Annotated in this window: 13 protein-coding genes, 4 tRNA genes, 1 rRNA gene and 1 pseudogene; all 19 read left to right on the forward strand. The window is 44.5% G+C overall.

Features of this window, described 5'->3' with window-relative positions:
• Positions 1 to 55 precede the first annotated feature (55 nt).
• The 19 genes and pseudogenes from C3B55_RS01135 (at position 56) to tuf (ending at position 22,286) form a co-directional block, all read left to right on the forward strand.
• Positions 56 to 2,950, forward strand: a 23S ribosomal RNA gene (locus tag C3B55_RS01135).
• A 260-nt stretch (positions 2,951 to 3,210) separates the two neighbouring features.
• Positions 3,211 to 4,086: pseudogene (gene birA, locus C3B55_RS01140) on the forward strand (bifunctional biotin--[acetyl-CoA-carboxylase] ligase/biotin operon repressor BirA); the annotation flags it as partial.
• Positions 4,058 to 4,807: a pantothenate kinase gene (locus tag C3B55_RS01145; RefSeq protein ID WP_129210724.1), complete on the forward strand. Its 750-nt coding sequence runs from the start codon at positions 4,058 to 4,060 to the stop codon at positions 4,805 to 4,807. The pseudogene birA and the gene C3B55_RS01145, both read left to right, overlap by 29 nt.
• Positions 4,808 to 5,414: 607 nt before the next feature.
• Positions 5,415 to 5,496, forward strand: a tRNA-Tyr gene (locus C3B55_RS01150).
• A 28-nt stretch (positions 5,497 to 5,524) separates the two neighbouring features.
• A tRNA-Gly gene (locus C3B55_RS01155) sits at positions 5,525 to 5,598 on the forward strand.
• 25 nt (positions 5,599 to 5,623) lie between these two features.
• Positions 5,624 to 5,700, forward strand: a tRNA-Thr gene (locus C3B55_RS01160).
• A 155-nt stretch (positions 5,701 to 5,855) separates the two neighbouring features.
• Positions 5,856 to 5,931, forward strand: a tRNA-Trp gene (locus C3B55_RS01165).
• Between the two features lie 48 nt (positions 5,932 to 5,979).
• Positions 5,980 to 6,330, forward strand: a complete 351-nt coding sequence (secE, locus tag C3B55_RS01170; protein ID WP_129210726.1) for a preprotein translocase subunit SecE — start codon at positions 5,980 to 5,982, stop codon at positions 6,328 to 6,330.
• A 21-nt stretch (positions 6,331 to 6,351) separates the two neighbouring features.
• Positions 6,352 to 6,885, forward strand: coding sequence for a transcription termination/antitermination protein NusG (gene nusG / locus C3B55_RS01175; protein WP_129210728.1), 534 nt, complete (start codon positions 6,352 to 6,354; stop codon positions 6,883 to 6,885).
• 119 nt (positions 6,886 to 7,004) lie between these two features.
• Positions 7,005 to 7,436, forward strand: a complete 432-nt coding sequence (gene rplK / locus C3B55_RS01180; RefSeq protein WP_129210730.1) for a 50S ribosomal protein L11 — start codon at positions 7,005 to 7,007, stop codon at positions 7,434 to 7,436.
• On the forward strand, positions 7,436 to 8,131 hold the full coding sequence (rplA, locus tag C3B55_RS01185; RefSeq protein ID WP_129210733.1) for a 50S ribosomal protein L1: 696 nt from the start codon (positions 7,436 to 7,438) through the stop codon (positions 8,129 to 8,131). The genes rplK and rplA overlap by 1 nt, the downstream gene beginning before the upstream one ends.
• A 198-nt stretch (positions 8,132 to 8,329) precedes the next feature.
• On the forward strand, positions 8,330 to 8,836 hold the full coding sequence (gene rplJ, locus C3B55_RS01190; RefSeq protein WP_129210735.1) for a 50S ribosomal protein L10: 507 nt from the start codon (positions 8,330 to 8,332) through the stop codon (positions 8,834 to 8,836).
• A gap of 70 nt (positions 8,837 to 8,906) precedes the next feature.
• Entirely contained in the window at positions 8,907 to 9,272 is a 366-nt protein-coding gene (gene rplL / locus C3B55_RS01195) for a 50S ribosomal protein L7/L12 (protein WP_129210737.1), read from the forward strand.
• Positions 9,273 to 9,419: 147 nt separating this feature from the next.
• Positions 9,420 to 13,493 (forward strand): DNA-directed RNA polymerase subunit beta, encoded by a 4,074-nt coding sequence (gene rpoB / locus C3B55_RS01200; RefSeq protein WP_129210739.1) that lies wholly within the window; start codon positions 9,420 to 9,422, stop codon positions 13,491 to 13,493.
• Positions 13,494 to 13,557: 64 nt separating this feature from the next.
• A complete protein-coding gene (rpoC, locus tag C3B55_RS01205) occupies positions 13,558 to 17,757 on the forward strand; it encodes a DNA-directed RNA polymerase subunit beta' (RefSeq protein WP_129211869.1) in 4,200 nt (1,399 codons plus the stop codon).
• Positions 17,758 to 17,954: 197 nt separating this feature from the next.
• Positions 17,955 to 18,323, forward strand: a complete 369-nt coding sequence (rpsL, locus tag C3B55_RS01210) for a 30S ribosomal protein S12 (RefSeq protein WP_129210740.1) — start codon at positions 17,955 to 17,957, stop codon at positions 18,321 to 18,323.
• Between the two features lie 132 nt (positions 18,324 to 18,455).
• Entirely contained in the window at positions 18,456 to 18,926 is a 471-nt protein-coding gene (rpsG, locus tag C3B55_RS01215) for a 30S ribosomal protein S7 (protein WP_129210742.1), read from the forward strand.
• 30 nt (positions 18,927 to 18,956) lie between these two features.
• Entirely contained in the window at positions 18,957 to 21,062 is a 2,106-nt protein-coding gene (gene fusA, locus C3B55_RS01220) for an elongation factor G (protein WP_129210745.1), read from the forward strand.
• A gap of 30 nt (positions 21,063 to 21,092) precedes the next feature.
• Positions 21,093 to 22,286: an elongation factor Tu gene (tuf, locus tag C3B55_RS01225; protein WP_129210747.1), complete on the forward strand. Its 1,194-nt coding sequence runs from the start codon at positions 21,093 to 21,095 to the stop codon at positions 22,284 to 22,286.
• Positions 22,287 to 22,398 lie beyond the last annotated feature (112 nt).

The following is a 22,398-nucleotide window of genomic DNA, read 5'->3' on the forward strand; positions in this document are numbered from 1 at the left end:
TAGTTTTCGGCAAATGTCGTTTTCACAATATAATTCAGATTACTTGGGGTTATATAGTCAAGTGAAAAAGCGCATACGGTGGATGCCTTGGCAGTCAGAGGCGATGAAAGACGTGGTAGCCTGCGAAAAGCTTCGGGTAGTCGGCAAACAGACATTGATCCGGAGATATCTGAATGGGGAAACCCAACTATCATAAGATGGTTACCTTACACTGAATATATAGGTGTTAAGGAGCAAACCAGGGGAACTGAAACATCTAAGTACCCTGAGGAAAAGAAATCAACCGAGATTCCCTTAGTAGCGGCGAGCGAATGGGGACCAGCCCTTAAGTGGCTTTGAGATTAGCGAAACACTCTGGAAAGTGTGGTCATAGTAGGTGATAGCCCTGTACGCGAAAATCTCTTAGTTATGAAATCGAGTAAGACGGAGCACGAGAAACTTTGTCTGAACATGGGGGGACCATCCTCCAAGGCTAAATACTACTGACTGACCGATAGCGAACTAGTACCGTGAGGGAAAGGCGAAAAGAACCCCGGAGAGGGGAGTGAAATAGATCCTGAAACCGTATGCGTACAAGCAGTAGGAGCAGATTTTATTCTGTGACTGCGTACCTTTTGTATAATGGGTCAGCGACTTATTTTCAGTGGCAAGCTTAACCGAGTAGGGGAGGCGAAGCGAAAGCGAGTCTTAATAGGGCGTCTAGTCGCTGGAAATAGACCCGAAACCGGGCGATCTATCCATGGGCAGGTTGAAGGTTGGGTAACACTAACTGGAGGACCGAACCGACTACCGTTGAAAAGTTAGCGGATGACCTGTGGATTGGAGTGAAAGGCTAATCAAGCCCGGAGATAGCTGGTTCTCCTCGAAAGCTATTTAGGTAGCGCCTTATGCATCACTGTAGGGGGTAGAGCACTGTCTCGGCTAGGGGGTCATCCAGACTTACCAAACCGATGCAAACTCCGAATACCTACAAGTGCCGAGCATTGGAGACACACGGCGGGTGCTAACGTCCGTCGTGAAAAGGGAAACAACCCAGACCGTCAGCTAAGGTCCTAAAGTTATGGTTAAGTGGCAAACGATGTGAGAAGGCTTAGACAACTAGGAGGTTGGCTTAGAAGCAGCCATCCTTTAAAGAAAGCGTAATAGCTCACTAGTCGAGTCGGCCTGCGCGGAAGATGTAACGGGGCTCAAACCATACACCGAAGCTACGGGTACCACGTAAAGTGGTGCGGTAGAGGAGCGTTCTGTAAACCTGTGAAGGTAAGCTGAGAAGCTTGCTGGAGGTATCAGAAGTGCGAATGCTGACATGAGTAACGATAATGGGTGTGAAAAACACCCACGCCGAAAGACCAAGGTTTCCTGCGCAACGTTAATCGACGCAGGGTTAGTCGGCCCCTAAGGCGAGGCTGAAAAGCGTAGTCGATGGAAAACAGGTCAATATTCCTGTACTTCTAGTTACTGCGATGGAGGGACGGAAAAGGCTAAGCCATCTTGGCGTTGGTCGTCCAAGTTTAAAGTGGTAGGCTGGAATCTTAGATAAATCCGGGATTCTAAAGCTGAGAACTGATGACGAGTCACCATTATAGGTGATGAAGTGGTTGATGCCATGTTTCCAAGAAAAGCTTCTAAGCTTCAGGTAATTAGAAACCGTACCCTAAACCGACACAGGTGGTCGGGTAGAGAATACCAAGGCGCTTGAGAAAACTCGGGTGAAGGAACTAGGCAAAATGGCACCGTAACCTCGGGAAAAGGTGCACCGGTAAAAGTTAAGGACTTGCTCCGTAAGCTCATGCCGGTCGAAGATACCAGGCCGCTGCGACTGTTTATTAAAAACACAGCACTCTGCAAACACGAAAGTGGACGTATAGGGTGTGACGCCTGCCCGGTGCCGGAAGGTTAATTGATGGGGTTAGTAAATGCGAAGCTCTTGATCGAAGCCCCGGTAAACGGCGGCCGTAACTATAACGGTCCTAAGGTAGCGAAATTCCTTGTCGGGTAAGTTCCGACCTGCACGAATGGCGTAACGATGGCGGCGCTGTCTCCACCCGAGACTCAGTGAAATTGAAATCGCTGTGAAGATGCAGTGTATCCGCGGCTAGACGGAAAGACCCCGTGAACCTTTACTATAGCTTTACACTGGACTTTGAATTTTCTTGTGTAGGATAGGTGGGAGGCTTTGAAGCGTAAACGCTAGTTTGCGTGGAGTCGACCTTGAAATACCACCCTGGCAAATTTGAGGTTCTAACTCAGATCTGTTATCCAGATCGAGGACAGTGTATGGTAGGTAGTTTGACTGGGGCGGTCTCCTCCTAAAGAGTAACGGAGGAGTACGAAGGTGCGCTCAGACCGGTCGGAAATCGGTCGTAGAGTATAAAGGCAAAAGCGCGCTTGACTGCGAGACAAACACGTCGAGCAGGTACGAAAGTAGGTCTTAGTGATCCGGTGGTTCTGTATGGAAGGGCCATCGCTCAACGGATAAAAGGTACTCCGGGGATAACAGGCTAATACCGCCCAAGAGCTCATATCGACGGCGGTGTTTGGCACCTCGATGTCGGCTCATCACATCCTGGGGCTGAAGCTGGTCCCAAGGGTATGGCTGTTCGCCATTTAAAGTGGTACGCGAGCTGGGTTTAGAACGTCGTGAGACAGTTCGGTCCCTATCTGCCGTGGACGTTTGAGATTTGAGAGGGGCTGCTCCTAGTACGAGAGGACCGGAGTGGACGAACCTCTGGTGTTCCGGTTGTTACGCCAGTAGCATCGCCGGGTAGCTATGTTCGGAATAGATAACCGCTGAAAGCATCTAAGCGGGAAACTAGCCTCAAGATGAGATCTCACTGGAACATTCAGTTCCCTAAAGGGCCGTCGAAGACTACGACGTTGATAGGTTGGGTGTGTAAGCATTGTAAAGTGTTAAGCTAACCAATACTAATTGCCCGTGAGGCTTGACTATATAACACCCAAGTAATCTTTTTATCCAAAAAATATTAAATTGTGCACCATGTTGCGGTGTTTAAAAACGAAATAAACCGAACGTTTTATTTTACTAAAAACCTAGCTATCACATATCAAGGTTGTTAAAAGGCATTATTAGTTAATAGCCAACTAATAATGCCCAAAATTCATTAGTAAAATATGCAGCAGATGCGATTTCGCAAAAATTGAGTGCTAGCCATTGGAGTTAGGCACAATACTTTTTGTAAGAAATTTTAGCATTACAAGTCTGAGTTAAAACTAATTATTCATAAAATCCGTAGTAAGAGATACTAGCTTACGTCACCATTAATGTTTTTGAATGTTGAAGAGATTATAGCACGTGCCGCTCCTTTGGCCTGGCCGGTATATCTTTATAATTCTATAGGTTCCACTAATACCGAAGCCATACGCCTTATTTCTGATACTGACTATACGGCGCCATTTCTAGTGCTCGCAGAGCAGCAAACTACAGGAAAGGGCAGGCGAGGCCGTAAATGGATCAGTCCATTTGCACAAAATGTGTATTTTAGCCTTGTTTTACAGATTGATGGTGGGCTGCAGCAGTTAGAAGGGCTGAGTCTTGTTGTAGGGTTAGCGGTAATGCATTCTTTGCGTGCATTAAGCGTACACGGTGCAGCGCTAAAATGGCCAAACGATATTCTTGTTGGTCATAAAAAAATTGCTGGTATTTTGCTTGAGCTAGTAGGTAATCCCATAGATATTTGCCATATTGTACTCGGTATCGGTATTAACGCAAACATGCAAGCGTCCATGGAAATCCATCAACAATGGACATCAATACAGTTAGAGACAGGTTTTCCTATAGACCGTAATTACCTGATTGCAAAGCTATGGCTGCAATTACAAGACTACCTAACGCGACATAAAACGTTTGGCTTTATTGCACTCCAGGAAGAGTGGGAGCGAAATCATTTGTGGCAAGGTAAGGCTGTATCCCTTATTGCAGATGTCAACCAGATCGACGGGATAGTGCTAGGTGTTGATCGCTATGGCGCCCTGCGGTTGAACCTCGATGGTGTTGAGACAATATACAGAAGTGGTGAGTTAAGCCTAAGGTTGCGTGATGATTCTAGAGTTAGACTGTGGGAATAGCTTTATTAAGTGGCGTATACTGGATTTATATACAGATAAAATATCTTTAGAAGGCGTTGTCAGTTCTAATCTTGAACTTATTGAAAATTTGGTAGCGATTCGATGGTTGTCGCTAGTAAGTTGCCGCTTAGTGAGCGTTCGCACTTCGGAAGAGACAAGGAAGCTAATTGCGATACTGCAGGAAACTTTCGGTGTTACAGTATCTTGCGCAGCTCCTGCGCAAGAAATGGCAGGCGTTCGTAATGGCTACAAAGATTTCGAGTGTCTTGGACTAGATCGTTGGCTAGCCATACTTGGTGGATTTAAGTTAGCGTCAGGTGCTTGCTTAGTATTTGATTTTGGCACAGCAGCAACTGCTGATTTTATTGCTGAGGACGGCGAACACCTTGGTGGCTTTATATGCCCAGGGGTTTCGCTTATGCGAAGTCAGTTAAGAACGTACACGCGCAAGATTCGCTATAACGATGTAGCGGCTAAGCAAGTCACAGCATGTATTTCTCCGGGACGAACGACTGTTGAGGCTGTTGAGCGCGGTTGCACGCTAATGCTAAGAGGGTTTATCGTAATTCAACTTGAATTGGCCAGAAGTCAATGGGGAGATGATTTCACTGTGTTCCTAACTGGCAGGGATGCTTACCTAGCTTCGGATGCCGTACCTTGTGCTCGCTTAGTTCCTGATCTTGTTTTCGTGGGTTTAGCGATAGCGTGCCCTTTGCTCTAAAGTATTTATGATCTAGTTGCTTTTTACTTTTACTAGCTACAAATACCTTTAATGTTATATAACATTAACAAAAAAATCAGCTGTATACAAAATATATATGCTACTACTGATATTTTATCGTAATTCTTAGTAAGTAAATGCTCCTTTGTTAAATGTATTTTCCAATTTTATAATTATGTAGCTTAACTTAGCCACAACATTTATGATGCACGAAATATGTATCTTATATCTATATGTAATTTCATAAGTATGCATCTGAAGTAATCGATCAGATTATGCTATATGAGCTGATATATTAATGTTAGGATACAGTTGGGATTATGCTAAGTATGTATTCAGATAACTAGCTTTAGTAACAAATAAAACCAAGTATTTGGTTAACCATCTATCATTTAATAACATTACCAAGAAACTTAATAAGTTAGAATGTAATAATATTTTGCAAAGACGTTGCTACTATTGAATAGTTCGCATAAAATGTCGCTAGTTTCATAGTAAAGCGCATGACGGTTTATGCACAGTAGATGCTAATGTAACTACCATCATTATTCTTAGTAAGAAAAAGCTTGATATAGGTCATGCATAATGTAAAATTTACTATCGTTTAGGAGGGGTTCCCGAGTGGCTAAAGGGATCAGACTGTAAATCTGACGTCGAAGACTTCGAAGGTTCGAATCCTTCCCCCTCCATTGTTTTTTAGTCGGAGCTGTCAACTCTGCGGGTGTAGTTTAGTGGTAAAACCTCAGCCTTCCAAGCTGATGATGCGGGTTCAATTCCCGCTACCCGCTCCAAGTTTATAGGTTGTGTTAATGTATTGCTCTTGTAGCTCAGTTGGTTAGAGCACACCCTTGGTAAGGGTGAGGTCAGCGGTTCAACTCCGCTCAAGAGCTCCATATCAAAATAAGTATCAATATGTTTACTGGTAGCCTTACGACCTTTTAATTTTTTAGTGTTTTGTCTGGCCTTATTACTGTGCACTGTAAGTCTCGTAAGGTTGATTATTGTGAAGTTTTTTAGGTTTGCATAATCATTGGATAAATTTTATTTTAGGTCAGTAGCTCAATTGGCAGAGCGACGGTCTCCAAAACCGTAGGTTGGGGGTTCGATCCCCTCCTGACCTGCCATATTTATGTTGTGTGCCTAGCGTCCATGTTGTCCAAGGATCTCCACAAATGATTCCTAAAGCTAAAAGTTCTCGTTTTGATTTTGCTAAATGGCCCTCTGTGATTATACTAACGACCGTGGGCATTGCCGGCAATCAGTACTATTCGGTTTTGCCCATTCTATATCGTGTACTAGCTTTGCTCACTATTACTATCTTAGCTGTTTTTATAGGTATGCAGACTGCTAAAGGCAAGTCCTTTGCGGTCTTGGTAAAAGAAGCTAGCACTGAAATACGTAAAGTCGTCTGGCCTACTCGCCAAGAAACTACACAGACAACATTGATCGTTGTGACTGTTGTTTTAGTAATGGCATTACTGTTGTGGGGGCTTGATTATTTACTTTACTGGCTTCTTTCTTGATTTTTTGGCTAAAGGTGTTCCGTGGCTAAGCGTTGGTACGTTGTGCATGCTTACTCTGGTTATGAAAAGCATGTCATGCGCTCTTTGCTAGAGCGCGTAAAGCTCTCATGCATGGAGGATAGCTTTGGCGATATTTTAGTTCCTACTGAAGAAGTGGTTGAAATGAGGAATGGCCAAAAATGTAAAAGTGAACGTAAATTTTTCCCTGGCTATGTACTAGTTCAGATGAATATGAATGAAAGTGCTTGGCATTTAGTTAGGGATACTCCTCGTGTCATGAGTTTTATCGGTGGTGCTGCTGATAAACCTGCTCCAATCACTGATAAAGAAGCAGAAGCAATTTTACGTCGTGTTGCTGATGGTAGCGACAAGCCTAAGCCAAAAACATTATTTGAACCGGGCGAAATCGTTCGTGTCACAGATGGTCCGTTTTCTGATTTTAATGGCACTGTTGAAGAAGTTAACTACGAAAAAAATCGGATTCAAGTAGCAGTACTAATTTTTGGTCGCCCTACCCCGGTAGAGTTAGAGTTTAGCCAAGTTGAGAAAGTTTAGTTAAGCAAGCATCTCAACGCTACAATCTAAAGTTGTAGGGTTGTTTGTTGTGGCCGGGATAAATGCGCATATAACTAGGGAGCCTTTCGAGGCGTTTGAATCCGTAATTGGGGTGCCTCATGGCCAAAAAGATTACCGCTTACATTAAGCTACAAGTAAAAGCCGCTCAGGCTAACCCAAGCCCACCTATCGGACCGGCCCTTGGTCAGCATGGCCTTAATATTATGGAGTTCTGTAAATCTTTTAACGCTCGTACCCAGGGTCTCGAGCTAGGCTTGCCTACTCCAGTGATTATCACTGTATATAGTGACCGTAGTTTTACTTTCGAAACTAGGTCAGCACCAGCTTCGGTTTTGCTGAAAAAAGCTGTTAATGTGACTAGTGGTTCCGCTCGTCCTAATACCGTTAAAGTTGGTGTAGTCACTCGTGCTCAGCTGGAGGAAATTGCAAAAACTAAAAACATGGATTTGACTGCAGCTGATATGAACGCTGCTGTGCGTACCATTGCTGGCTCTGCTCGTAGCATGGGCCTTGACGTAGAGGGTGTGTAATGGCTAAGTTGACCAAGCGCCAAAAAGCTATTGCCGGTAAAATCGAAGTAGACCAGGCTTATGACTTTATAAGCGCAACTAAGCTGCTGACTGAGCTTTCGACTCTTAAGTTTATTGAGTCTGTTGATGTTGCTATAAACCTGGGTGTTGACCCACGTAAATCAGACCAGATCATTCGTAGCTCTACTGTGCTGCCACATGGTACAGGCAAGATTGTACGTGTTGCTGTCTTCACCCAAGGCCCAGCAGCCTCAGCTGCTATAGTAGCTGGCGCTGACCGCGTAGGTATGGATGATCTTGCTGCCGAAATAAAAAAAGGCGACTTAAACTACGACGTAGTTATTGCTTCCCCAGACGCAATGCGTGTTGTAGGTCAGTTAGGTCAAATTTTAGGGCCACGTGGCCTGATGCCAAACCCTAAAGTTGGTACTTTAACTCCTGGTATAGCTACTGCAGTTAAAAACGCCAAGGCTGGTCAGGTTCGTTATCGAACCGACAAAAATGGCATTATTCATACTTCTGTTGGCAATATCGGTTTTGACGCTATCAAGTTGAAAGAAAACGTTAAAGCCCTGATATCTGATCTGAAGCGTATCAGGCCAGTGTCAGGCAAAGGTATCTATATCAAGCGCGTTACTCTCAGCACTACTATGGGTCCAGGCTTAGTCATCGATCAAGGCTCGTTGGATGTATAATATCCAAGTTAGTGCCAGTGATTATGTTAATTGAAAACAGGTTTTGCCTAATAAAGACAATTCCAGACTGTAAGTAACGCAAGCTTTAAATTGCAAATTTAAACACAGATTGTAACCTCTAGATTCTTTACTGAATAAGAAATCTAAATGACATTCGGCTCAGGCCAAATAAAACGGTAATAAGCAGGAGTTTAGTTCGTGGCAATTAATCTCGAAGATAAAAAAGTTATCGTTGCTGAAGTTAACGAAGCCGCTAAAGCTGCGCTGTCCGCTGTAGTAGTTAATGCCCGTGGTGTTACAGTAGGGGCTATGATTAAACTACGCAAAGAAGCCCGCGAAGCTGGTGTATACATACGTGTTGTACGTAATACCTTACTTAAACGTGCCGTTGCTGAAACTGAATACAGTATTCTTAATGACGTATTTACTGGTCCAACTATGATCGCATTCTCTAAAGAATATCCTGGCGCTGCTGCTCGTTTGTTTAAAGAATTCGCTAAGAGTCAAAATAAATTAGAGATTAAGGCAGCTGCTTTCGAGGGAAAGTTTCTTACAGTTGATCAAGTCGACATACTTGCAACATTTACGACTCGCAACGAAGCTATTTCTCAGCTAATGAGTGTGATTCAAGGCGCTACCAGTAAATTAGCTTATACTTTAGCTCTAGTTTTTAAGCAAAAAGAGTCTGCCGCATCTTTAGGATAATCACCTTATTTTGCATATTTTGTTTATTTAAATGGCTGCATAAGCTATCCATTAATTTAGGAAATACAGTATGTCTATCTCCCAAGAAGATATCCTCAACGCTGTAGCCAAAATGTCGGCTCTACAGGTTGTTGAGTTAATCAAGGCTTTCGAAGAAAAGTTTGGCGTTTCCGCAGCAACAGCTGCGGTCAATTCATCCATTGCTGTTACTCCTGCTGAGGAGCAAACAGAATTTAGCGTCATGTTACTTGAGGCTGGCGAGAAGAAAATAAGTGTGATTAAAGCTGTTCGTGAATTGACTGGTCTGGGCCTAAAAGAAGCTAAGGCTGTAGTTGATGGCGCCCCTGCTAGAGTTCTAGAAGCTGTATCAAAAGACTCTGCTGACAAGGCTAAGTTAGTGCTAGAAGAAGCAGGCGCTAAAGTCGAGTTAAAGTAAGTTGTCGATCTTGTGTTTCTAGTTTAAGAGTTAAGCTGAATAGCTGTTGCTACCTATATGGTAGTGTAACATGTGGTTTAGACGATTTTCTGGCTACTCCAGTCCGGGAGAAGCTAAACAAGTAGGTGACCAAGCTGGGGAACGCTGATGGCTTACTCATATACTGAGAAAAAACGTATCCGTAAAGATTTTAGCAAGTTACCAGACGTCATGGATGTTCCGTATCTGTTGGCTATTCAGCTGGATTCGTATCGTGAATTCTTACAGGCTGGAGTGGCTAAAGATCAGTTTCGCGATGTTGGCCTGCATGCGGCTTTCAAATCAGTTTTTCCTATCATTAGCTACTCCGGTAATGCTGCGTTGGAATACGTAAGTTATCGCTTAGGCGAGCCGGCATTTGATGTAAAAGAATGCGTATTACGTGGTGTAACATACGCTGTACCTTTGCGGGTAAAAATTCGCCTGATTATTTTTGACAAAGAATTGTCGAACAAATCAATTAAAAACATCAAAGAACAAGAAGTCTACATGGGTGAAATACCACTGATGACTGAAAATGGTACATTCGTTATTAACGGTACCGAGCGCGTTATCGTTTCCCAGTTACACCGTTCCCCTGGCGTATTTTTCGACCACGACCGCGGTAAGACGCATAGCTCTGGTAAGCTATTATACTCTGCACGGATTATTCCGTATCGCGGTTCGTGGTTAGACTTTGAATTTGACCCGAAAGATTGCGTATTTGTGCGTATCGACCGTCGTCGCAAGCTGCCAGCTTCAGTACTATTACGCGCGCTCGGTTATACTACTGAGCAAGTTCTGGACGCTTTCTATACCACGAATGTATTCAGTCTAAAAGATGAAACTCTTAGCTTGGAATTAATTGCAACTCGTTTGCGTGGTGAAATTGCTGTTCTGGATATTAAAGATACAAAAGGTAAAGTAATTGTTGAAGCCGGTCGCCGTATTACTGCGCGCCACATCAATCAGATTGAAAAAGCCTCCATTAAATCGTTGCAGGTACCTCTAGACTATGTTCTAAATCGCACTACCGCCAAGGCTATCGTTCATCCAGCTACAGGCGAAATATTAGCAGAGTGCAACACTGAGCTGAATACCGAAATCTTAGCAAAAATCGCTAAAGCCAAAGTTGTTCGTATTGAAACTCTATATACTAACGATATTGACTGCGGTCCGTTTATCTCTGATACGCTTAAGATAGACTCTACCAATAACCAACTAGAAGCGTTAGTCGATATTTATCGCATGATGCGTCCTGGTGAACCACCAACGAAAGACGCTGCCGAGAATTTATTTAATAACTTATTCTTTAGCCCCGAGCGTTATGACTTATCTGCGGTCGGCAGGATGAAGTTTAGTCGTCGTATTGGCCGTACTGAGATTAAAGGTTCAGGGGTGCTGTGTAAGGAGGATATTATTGCAGTCCTGAAGACTCTAGTCGATATCCGTAATGGTAAAGGTATTGTCGATGATATCGATCATCTAGGTAACCGTCGTGTTCGCTGCGTAGGAGAGATGGCTGAGAACCAGTTTCGCGTTGGTCTAGTACGTGTAGAACGTGCAGTTAAAGAGCGTTTGTCGATGGCGGAAAGCGATGGCTTAATGCCGCAAGATCTGATTAATGCTAAGCCAGTAGCTGCAGCAGTCAAAGAATTCTTTGGCTCTAGCCAGCTCTCGCAGTTTATGGATCAAAATAATCCGCTTTCCGAAATTACCCATAAGCGTCGCGTCTCTGCACTTGGCCCTGGCGGTTTAACCCGTGAGCGCGCAGGTTTTGAGGTTCGTGATGTACACCCGACGCACTATGGTCGTGTTTGCCCTATTGAAACGCCAGAAGGTCCAAATATCGGTTTGATCAATTCTCTGGCTGCTTATGCACGCACCAATCAGTATGGCTTTCTCGAGAGTCCATACCGTGTGGTGAAAGATGCTCTTGTCACTGACGAGATTGTGTTTCTATCCGCTATAGAAGAAGCTGATCACGTAATCGCTCAGGCCTCAGCGATGATGAATGACAACAAAGTTCTAATCGATGAGCTAGTAGCTGTTCGTCATTTAAACGAGTTCACTGTCAAGGCGCCGAAAGACGTTACCTTAATGGATGTTTCGCCAAAACAGGTAGTTTCAGTTGCTGCGTCACTAATCCCATTTTTAGAGCATGATGACGCTAACCGTGCATTGATGGGGTCTAATATGCAGCGTCAAGCTGTACCAACCTTACGCGCTGATAGGCCTCTAGTAGGTACTGGTATGGAGCGCAATGTGGCGCGTGACTCCGGCGTATGTGTCGTCGCTCGCCGTGGTGGTGTGATCAACTCTGTTGATGCCAGCCGTATTGTAGTTCGTGTTGCAGACGATGAAGTTGAAACCGGTGAAGCCGGTGTCGACATCTATAACCTGACCAAATACACTCGTTCAAACCAAAACACCTGCATCAACCAGCGCCCGTTAGTGAGCAAGGGTGATTGCGTTCAGCGCAGCGATATTATGGCTGATGGCCCATCCACTGATATGGGTGAGTTGGCTCTAGGTCAGAATATGCGTATCGCATTTATGGCATGGAATGGCTTCAACTTTGAGGACTCCATCTGCTTGTCTGAGCGTGTTGTTCAAGAAGACCGCTTTACCACGATTCATATTCAGGAGCTGACTTGTGTAGCACGTGATACTAAGCTTGGGCCTGAGGAAATCACTGCAGATATTCCAAACGTAGGTGAGGCTGCACTAAATAAGTTAGATGAAGCTGGTATTGTTTATGTGGGTGCTGAGGTTAGCGTAGGTGACATCCTGGTCGGCAAGGTCACTCCAAAAGGTGAGACTCAACTGACGCCAGAGGAAAAACTGTTACGCGCTATTTTCGGTGAAAAAGCTAGCGACGTTAAAGACACCTCCTTACGAGTACCCACTGGCACCAATGGTACTATCATAGATGTACAAATTTTTACTCGTGATGGTGTGGAGCGTGATGCTCGTGCTCTCTCCATAGAGAGAGCTCAACTCGACGAAATCCGCAAAGATTTAAACGAAGAGTTTCGTATCGTTGAAGGTGCGACCTTTGAACGCCTGCGGTCTGCTCTGGTAGGCCGCAAGGTCGAAAGCGGTGTAGGGCTCAAGAAAGGTCAAGACGTAACCAACGAAAGCCTTGACGGTCTTGAGCGTGGCCAGTGGTTTAAACTACGCATGGCTGAAGAGGCGCTGAATAAGCAGCTTGAAAAAGCCCAGGCCTATATAATTAATCGTCGTCAACTGTTAGATGATACGTTCGAAGACAAAAAGCGTAAACTGCAGCAGGGTAATGACTTGGCTCCAAGCGTGTTAAAAATCGTTAAGGTTTATCTGGCAATTCGTCGACGTATTCAGCCTGGTGATAAGATGGCTGGTCGTCACGGTAATAAAGGTGTGGTCTCTGTGATTATGCCAGTTGAGGATATGCCGTATGATACCAATGGTACTCCTGTCGACGTTGTCCTCAATCCATTAGGTGTACCTTCGCGTATGAACGTTGGTCAGATCCTTGAAACTCACTTGGGTCTTGCAGCTAAAGGTTTAGGCGAAAAAATCAACCGTATGATCGAAGATCAGCGTAAGATTATCGACCTGCGTAAGTTCTTGCATAAAATTTACAATGAGATTGGCGGTAGAAACGAAAAGTTAGACACTTTCTCTGATCTGGAAATCCTAAATCTAGCGAAGAACCTGCGCTATGGTGTTCCAATGGCTACTCCGGTATTTGATGGTGCTAAGGAAAGCGAAATTAAGGCCATGTTGAAACTGGCAGACCTGCCAGATAGTGGTCAGATGCAGTTATTTGACGGTCGTACTGGTAATCAGTTTGAGCGCCCCGTTACTGTTGGCTATATGTATATGCTAAAACTAAACCACCTAGTAGACGATAAGATGCATGCTCGTTCTACTGGCTCATATAGCCTAGTTACTCAGCAGCCGCTTGGTGGTAAGGCTCAGTTCGGTGGTCAGCGTTTCGGAGAGATGGAGGTTTGGGCATTAGAAGCATACGGTGCTTCTTATACTCTGCAAGAAATGCTAACAGTGAAGTCAGACGATGTGAACGGTCGGACCAAGATGTACAAAAACATTGTGGACGGCGATCACCGTATGGAGCCAGGAATGCCAGAGTCCTTCAACGTGTTGATCAAAGAAATTCGTTCTCTTGGTATTGATATAGATCTGGAAACCGAATAACACGTGACTCTAATCTAGAGTGCGGCTTGTATGGCCAACTTTTGCTCCGCTAGAAGGAAAGGCTTTGAAAGACCTACTGAATTTGCTGAAAAACCATAGTCAACTCGAAGAGTTTGACGCTATTCGTATTGGGTTGGCATCGCCTGAAATGATCCGTTCATGGTCATTCGGTGAAGTGAAGAAGCCAGAAACTATTAATTACCGTACGTTTAAACCTGAGCGTGACGGCCTATTTTGCGCTAAGATCTTTGGCCCGGTCAAAGATTATGAGTGTCTATGTGGTAAGTATAAGCGCTTAAAGCTCCGTGGCGTGATTTGCGAGAAGTGCGGCGTGGAAGTCGCATTAGCTAAAGTCCGTCGTGAGCGCATGGCGCATATCGAACTAGCTTCGCCAGTTGCCCACATCTGGTTCCTAAAATCATTGCCATCTCGTATCGGACTACTGATGGACATGACCCTACGTGATATAGAACGTATTCTATACTTTGAGAGCTATGTTGTTATCGATCCAGGCATGACTTCTCTTGAAAAAGGTCAGTTATTGAACGATGAGCAGTATTTCGAAGCGTTGGAAGAATTTGGTGACGATTTTGATGCCCGCATGGGCGCTGAGGCTATTCGCAAACTGCTGCAGTCTATTGACTTAGAGCACGAAATTAGCCGCCTACGCGAAGAAATTCCGCAAACAAACTCTGAAACCAAAATTAAGAAACTATCTAAGCGCCTAAAGCTGATGGAAGCCTTTTATAGTTCTGGTAACTTGCCGGAGTGGATGGTACTAACTGTTCTACCGGTTTTGCCTCCAGACTTACGTCCACTGGTACCGTTGGATGGTGGACGTTTTGCAACGTCTGATCTAAATGATCTGTACCGTCGTGTGATAAACCGTAATAATCGCTTAAAGCGCCTACTTGATCTGTCTGCTCCGGATATCATAGTTCGTAACGAAAAACGTATGCTGCAAGAAGCTGTCGATGCTTTGCTCGATAATGGTCGTCGTGGTCGTGCTATTACTGGCTCTAATAAACGTCCATTGAAGTCCTTGGATGATATGATTAAAGGCAAGCAAGGTCGTTTCCGTCAAAACTTACTCGGTAAGCGTGTTGACTACTCTGGTCGTTCAGTGATTACTGTAGGCCCGACTTTACGTCTACACCAGTGCGGTTTGCCTAAAAAAATGGCACTCGAGCTATTTAAGCCGTTTATCTTTGGCAAGCTAGAAATACGTGGTCTTGCAACCACCATAAAGGCAGCTAAAAAAATGGTTGAGCGCGAACTGCCAGAAGTTTGGGACGTTCTCGCTGAAGTAATTCGCGAACACCCTGTCCTCCTCAACCGCGCACCAACTCTTCATCGTTTAGGTATTCAGGCGTTCGAACCGGTACTGATCGAAGGCAAGGCTATCCAGCTGCACCCCTTAGTCTGTGCTGCGTACAACGCTGACTTTGATGGTGATCAAATGGCGGTACACGTACCGCTAACATTAGAAGCTCAATTAGAAGCACGCGCGTTGATGATGTCGACTAATAACATTTTGTCGCCAGCCAACGGTGAGCCAATCATTGTTCCTTCACAAGACGTTGTATTGGGTTTGTACTATATGACCCGTGAGGCAATTAATGTGAAAGGTGAAGGTCGTGTTTTCGCTGGCTTGCAAGAAGTTGATCGCGTGTTTCGTGCTGGCGAAGCTGCATTACATGCGAAAGTTAAAGTTCGTATTAACGAAACTATTAATGACAGTGACGGCGGCAGTGTCACTTGTACTCGTATTGTTGACACCACTGTCGGTCGTGCACTGCTGTATCAAGTTGTACCAAAAGGCTTGTCGTATGACGTTGTCAATTTGCCAATGAAGAAAAAGGCGATCTCTAAGCTTATTAACCAGTGTTACCGTGTGGTTGGTTTAAAAGAGACTGTGATATTCGCTGATCAGCTAATGTATACTGGTTTTGCCTACTCAACTATTTCTGGCATTTCTATTGGTGTTAACGATTTTGTAATTCCTGATAAAAAAGCCCAGATTATCAGCGCCGTTACTGATGACGTGAAAGAGATTGAAAGACAGTATGTCTCTGGCCTGGTAACCCAGGGTGAGAAGTACAACAAAGTGATCGACCTGTGGTCTAAGGCTAACGATGAAGTATCAAAAGCAATGATGGCTAATCTCTCGAAAGAGAAGGTTATCGACTGTCATGGCTTAGAGGTCGATCAAGAGTCATTTAACTCGATGTATATGATGGCTGATTCTGGCGCACGTGGTTCTACTGCGCAGATTCGTCAGCTTGCTGGTATGCGTGGCTTGATGGCTAAGCCTGACGGTTCTATTATCGAAACGCCAATTACTGCGAACTTCCGTGAAGGTTTAAGCGTACTTCAATACTTTATCTCAACTCACGGTGCCCGTAAAGGTCTAGCAGATACCGCATTAAAAACTGCTAACTCAGGTTACTTGACCCGTCGTCTAGTAGATGTTGCGCAAGACTTAGTTGTTACTGAAGTTGATTGCGGCACTGAACATGGCCTCTTGATGACCCCGCATATCGAAGGTGGCGATGTTGTAGAACCGTTAGGTGAGCGTGTGCTTGGTCGAGTCATCGCTAGTGATGTATTTAAGCCAGATACTAAGGAAATTATCGTTCCTGCAGGAACTTTAGCAGATGAGAAATGGGTTGAGTTCATCGAACTTAACAGCATCGATGAAGTGATTGTTCGATCGCCAATTAGCTGCGAAACTCGTTACGGCATTTGTGCTAAGTGCTATGGTCGTGATTTGGCTCGTGGTCACCAAGTAAATATTGGTGAAGCAGTCGGCGTTATCGCCGCTCAATCTATCGGTGAGCCAGGAACTCAGTTGACTATGCGTACATTCCATATTGGTGGCGCAGCAAGCCGGACTTCCGCAGCTGATAGTGTTCAGGTAAAGAATGGAGGTACTGTACGTCTACACAATCTGAAGCATGTTGAACGGGTGGATGGCAATTTAGTTGCTGTGTCTCGTTCCGGCGAGTTGGCGATTGCTGATAATTACGGTCGTGAACGTGAGCGTTATAAACTACCATACGGTGCTGTGATTTCAGTTAAAGAAAATTATAAAGTTGAAGCTGGCGCAATCGTAGCTAAGTGGGATCCGCACACTCATCCAATCGTTACTGAAATGAAAGGTACTGTAACTTACGTAGGTATGGAAGAAGGCATTACAATAAAGCGTCAAACTGACGAATTAACTGGTATGATTAACATTGAAGTGCTTGACGTAAAAGACCGTCCGGCTTCTGGTAAAGATATCCGTCCTGCTGTTAAAATGGTAGATGATAACTGCAAGGACTTGCTACTGCCAGGTACTGACGTACTTGCCCAGTACTTCTTGCCAGCTAATGCTATGGTTGGTGTAGCGGATGGTGCAAAAATTGCGATCGGAGATGTAATTGCGCGTATCCCGCAAGAAACTTCGAAAACCCGTGATATCACTGGTGGCCTACCACGTGTCGCGGACTTGTTCGAAGCTCGTCGCCCGAAAGAAGCGTCTATTCTGGCTGAAATAAGCGGTACTATTGCATTTGGCAAAGAGACTAAAGGTAAACGTCGTCTGGTTATTACTCCGAATGACGGTAGCAATCCATATGAAGAGTTAATTCCTAAATGGCGTCACCTGAACGTCTTTGAAGGCGAACAGGTAAACCGTGGCGAAGTTATTTCCGATGGCCCTAGCGATCCACATGACATTTTGCGTCTGTTGGGTGTAAGTGCGTTAGCAAAGTATATAGTTAACGAGATTCAGGACGTGTACCGTCTGCAAGGAGTAAAAATAAATGATAAACATATTGAAACTATCTTGCGTCAGATGCTACGTAAAGTTGAAATTACTGAATCCGGTGACTCTAGTTTCATTAAGGGTGACCAGATGGAACTGACTTATGTGTTAGTAGAAAACGAACGTCTTAGCGCGGAAGATAAATTTATCTCCAAGTTTACTCGTGTGTTGCTTGGTATTACTAAGGCGTCTCTATCTACTGAGTCATTTATTTCGGCAGCTTCCTTCCAGGAGACTACTCGCGTACTTACTGAAGCAGCAGTAACTGGCAAGCGTGACTATTTGCGCGGCCTAAAAGAAAATGTGGTTGTAGGGCGTTTAATTCCGGCGGGTACTGGTTTGGCTTATCATAGTGAGCGTAAGCGCCGACGTGATACTGACAAGCCGCTGCGTATCAGCGCTAAGGAAGTGGAAGCTGCACTAACCGAAGCGTTGAGCTTAAACGGTAACTGATTTCTACTATAAGGTAAGTCCAACCTAAGTTTTACCTTTCATCAAATTTAGGCAAAATTGTCTTGATTAAACGAATTTGACTCCTGGGAGGCCACACTTGACTGTGTGGATCCTCTCCAGGCTTATTACTAATAAAATTTAGCGGGAATTTGTTTCTGTTATTTTGTTTTTTAGCAAGACAACAGTGGAGCTAGTAAATGACAACTATTAATCAACTAGTACGCCAACCGCGTAAACGCATCGTTGAAAAATCCGACGTGCCTGCGCTACAGAACTGCCCGCAACGTCGTGGTGTTTGTACTCGTGTATATACCACTACGCCGAAAAAACCTAATTCAGCATTGCGTAAGGTATGTCGTGTGCGCCTTACGAACGGTTTTGAGGTTTCTTCGTATATCGGCGGTGAAGGTCATAATTTGCAAGAGCATAGCGTAGTGCTGATCCGTGGCGGTCGCGTTAAAGATTTACCGGGTGTGCGCTATCATACCATACGTGGCTCTTTAGACACTTCCGGTGTTAAAGGTCGGCATCAAGGTCGCTCAAAATATGGTACTAAAAAACTTTAATTAAGTGGTAATGGATTTTTTGCTTGTAAAATAAAATTATCTTATTGTTTTGAGTCGATAAGAGTAAGGCTGTAAGTGTTCTGAAAGAACGCTGATTCCGAGCTAACCTGAAGACCTTGTGAGGGCTTATAAATGCCAAGAAGACGTGTAGCAGCCAAACGTGAAGTGCTTGACGATCCAAAATATGGAAGTCAAATTCTGGCTAAATTTATGAATCACGTAATGGAAAGCGGTAAGAAAGCCGTTGCCGAGCGTATTGTATATGGTGCACTAGAAAAAGTTAAAGAACGCAAGAATAGTGATCCATTAGAAGTATTTAAGAAAGCCCTTGACGCTATCGCTCCGCTAGTTGAGGTGAAATCACGCCGTGTAGGTGGTGCCACTTACCAGGTCCCGGTTGAAGTTCGTCCGTCACGTCGTAACGCTCTGGCAATGCGTTGGCTAGTAGACTTTGCCCGTAAGCGTGGCGAAAAATCTATGGCTCTACGTTTAGCGGGAGAGCTATTGGACGCCGCTGAAGGTAAAGGTATTGCTGTTAAGAAGCGTGAGGATGTACACCGTATGGCTGAAGCTAACAAGGCTTTCTCGCACTACCGCTTCTAATCTTAGATGCACTAATTTTGCGAGGGCTTTATGGTTCGTACTACTCCAATTAGTCGCTACCGTAACATCGGTATTGTTGCTCATGTGGATGCTGGCAAAACCACGACTACCGAGCGTGTACTGTTTTACACCGGTAAAAGCCACAAGATGGGTGAAGTACATGATGGCGCTGCCACTACAGACTGGATGGCTCAAGAGCAGGAGCGTGGCATTACTATTACTTCTGCCGCTATTACCGCCTTTTGGAGTGGCTCTGAAAAGCAGTATAAAGACGAGCATCGTTTTAATGTAATTGATACTCCTGGTCATGTAGACTTCACTATTGAAGTTGAGCGCTCACTACGCGTGCTTGATGGCGCTGTCGTTATATTTTGTGGTACCTCAGGTGTTGAGCCTCAGTCGGAAACTGTATGGCGTCAAGCTAATAAATATGGCGTTCCACGTATTGTTTATGTAAACAAAATGGATCGTGCTGGTGCTAGCTTCCTACGCGTGATTAGTCAAATCAAGCAGCGTTTAGGTCATACGCCAGTGCCAATTCAATTGGCGATTGGTTCCGAAGACAACTTTCAAGGTCAGATTGATTTGATTAGCATGGAGGCTGTTTACTGGAATGATTCCGATAAGGGAATGACTCCTATTCGTAAGCCTATTCCTGTAGAACTGCAGGAACTAGCTGACGAGTGGCGTAACAACATGGTTGAAGCTGCTGCTGAAGTTAGTGAAGAGCTAATGAATAAATATCTCGAAGGTGAAGAACTTACTAACGTAGAAATTAAAGCAGCTCTACGTCAGCGTACTATTGCTGGTGAGGTAGTCTTGGCTATTTGTGGTTCTTCGTTCAAAAATAAGGGTGTTCCTCTAGTTCTAGATGCTGTAATTGACTACCTACCTGCTCCAACTGATATTCCGGCTATCAAGGGTACTAACCCTGATAACGAGGAAAAGGAAATGGAGCGTTATGCAGACGACAGCGAGCCGTTTTCAGCTATGGCGTTTAAGATTGCTACTGACCCATTCGTGGGCACCTTAACTTTTGTTCGTATTTACTCTGGTGTGTTAGTATCCGGTGACAGTGTCATCAACTCAGTTAAAGGTAAAAAAGAGCGCGTAGGTCGTATGGTGCAGATGCACGCGAATGCCCGCGAAGAGATCAAAGAAGTGCGCGCTGGTGACATCGCAGCCTTGATCGGTATGAAAGACGTAACTACTGGCGAAACTTTATGTGATTCTGTTAAGCCAATTATTTTAGTTCGTATGGACTTTCCGGAGCCAGTTATTTCGGTTGCTGTAGAACCTAAAACCAAAGATGACCAAGAAAAAATGGGTATCGCTTTAGGCAAGCTTGCCCAAGAAGATCCATCTTTCCGCATCAAGTCTGATGAAGAAACTGGTCAAACAATCATTTCTGGTATGGGCGAATTGCACCTGGATATCTTGGTCGATCGGATGCGCCGTGAGTTCAATGTCGAAGCTAATATCGGTAAGCCTCAGGTTTCCTACCGTGAGCGCATCACAAAGGACTGTGAAATAGAAGGCAAGTTTATTCGTCAATCAGGTGGTCGTGGTCAATTTGGTCACTGTTGGATCCGTTTTGCTCCTGCTGATGAGGATCAGGAAGGTCTGCAATTCGTGAACGAAATAGTTGGTGGTGTTGTGCCTAAGGAATATATCCCGGCTATTCAGAAGGGTATTGAAGAGCAGATGAAAAGCGGTATTGTTGCTGGCTATCCATTAATAGGCCTTAAAGCAACTGTCTTTGATGGTTCCTACCACGACGTAGACTCTAGCGAGATGGCTTTTAAGGTAGCTGCCTCCATGGCAACTAAACAGCTAGCCCAGAAAGGCGGTGGTGAGTTGCTTGAGCCAACTATGGCAGTAGAAGTTGTTACACCTGAAAGCTATCTGGGTGATGTTATGGGCGACCTCAACCGTCGTCGTGGCATAATCTTGGGTATGGAAGATACGGTTTCTGGTAAAGTGATTCGCGCAGAGGTTCCATTAGGTGAAATGTTTGGTTATGCGACTGATATTCGCTCTATGTCTAAAGGTCGTGCCAGCTACTCTATGGAGTTTAAAAAATATAACACAGCTCCGGCGCACATCGCTGAAACTGTATCCAAAAAACAAGGCTGATTTAGTCCTTTAGGCAAGGAGTTAACTGTCGTGGCTAAAGAAAAATTTGATCGCTCCCTACCACACGTCAACGTTGGCACTATCGGTCACGTTGATCACGGTAAAACCACTCTTACTGCTGCTTTGACTCGCGTTTGCTCCGAAGTATTCGGCTCCACAGTCGTTGATTTCGATCAAATCGACAGTGCACCAGAAGAAAAAGCTCGTGGTATCACAATCAACACAGCGCATGTTGAGTATAACTCGCTAATTCGTCACTATGCCCATGTAGATTGCCCTGGTCACGCTGACTATATAAAGAATATGATCACTGGCGCAGCCCAGATGGATGGTGCGATTTTGGTTTGTTCAGCTGCTGATGGTCCGATGCCGCAGACTCGTGAGCACATTTTGCTGGCTCGTCAGGTTGGTGTTCCACACATTGTAGTTTATTTGAATAAGGCTGATTTAGTAGATGATGCTGAGCTGCTTGAACTAGTTGAAATGGAAGTGCGCGATTTGCTAAGCGCTTATGACTTCCCAGGCGATGATACTCCGATTATTATTGGTTCTGCTCGTATGGCCCTAGAAGGCAAAGATGAGAACGAAATGGGTACCACGTCTATTCGTAAACTAGTTGAGGCTCTAGATAGCTATATTCCAAATCCAGAGCGTGTTATCGATAAGCCGTTCCTCATGCCAATTGAAGATGTGTTTTCTATCTCCGGTCGTGGCACTGTTGTAACTGGACGTATCGAGCGAGGTATTGTTAAGGTTCAAGACCAACTGGAAATTATTGGTTTACGTGATACTGCCGCAACCACTTGTACTGGTGTTGAAATGTTCCGTAAATTGCTTGATGAAGGTCGAGCTGGCGAAAACTGCGGTATTCTGCTTCGTGGGACTAAGCGTGATGACGTTGAGCGTGGTCAGGTTTTGGTAAAGCCTGGTTCGGTTAAACCACACATAAAGTTCGAAGCTGAAGTATACGTACTTAACAAAGAAGAAGGCGGTCGTCACACGCCGTTCTTTAAAGGCTATCGTCCACAGTTTTATTTTCGCACTACTGACGTGACTGGTAACTGCGAATTGCCGGAAGGTGTTGAAATGGTTATGCCAGGCGACAATATAAAAATGGTTGTTACCCTGATTAAAACCATTGCTATGGAAGATGGTCTGCGCTTTGCTATCCGTGAGGGCGGTCGTACTATTGGTGCTGGTATTGTATCTAAAATTATTAAATAAGCTTTCTTTTGAGCTGGTGTTGATGTTTTGATAAATAAGCCCCTTAACGAACGGGGGCTTTTTTATTGTATTGACACTTATTATGAGCGTCTATAGAATTGCGCTCCTTTTA

It is taken from the genome of Candidatus Pseudomonas adelgestsugas, assembly GCF_004124255.1.
GTDB lineage: Bacteria > Pseudomonadota > Gammaproteobacteria > Pseudomonadales > Pseudomonadaceae > Aquipseudomonas > Aquipseudomonas adelgestsugas.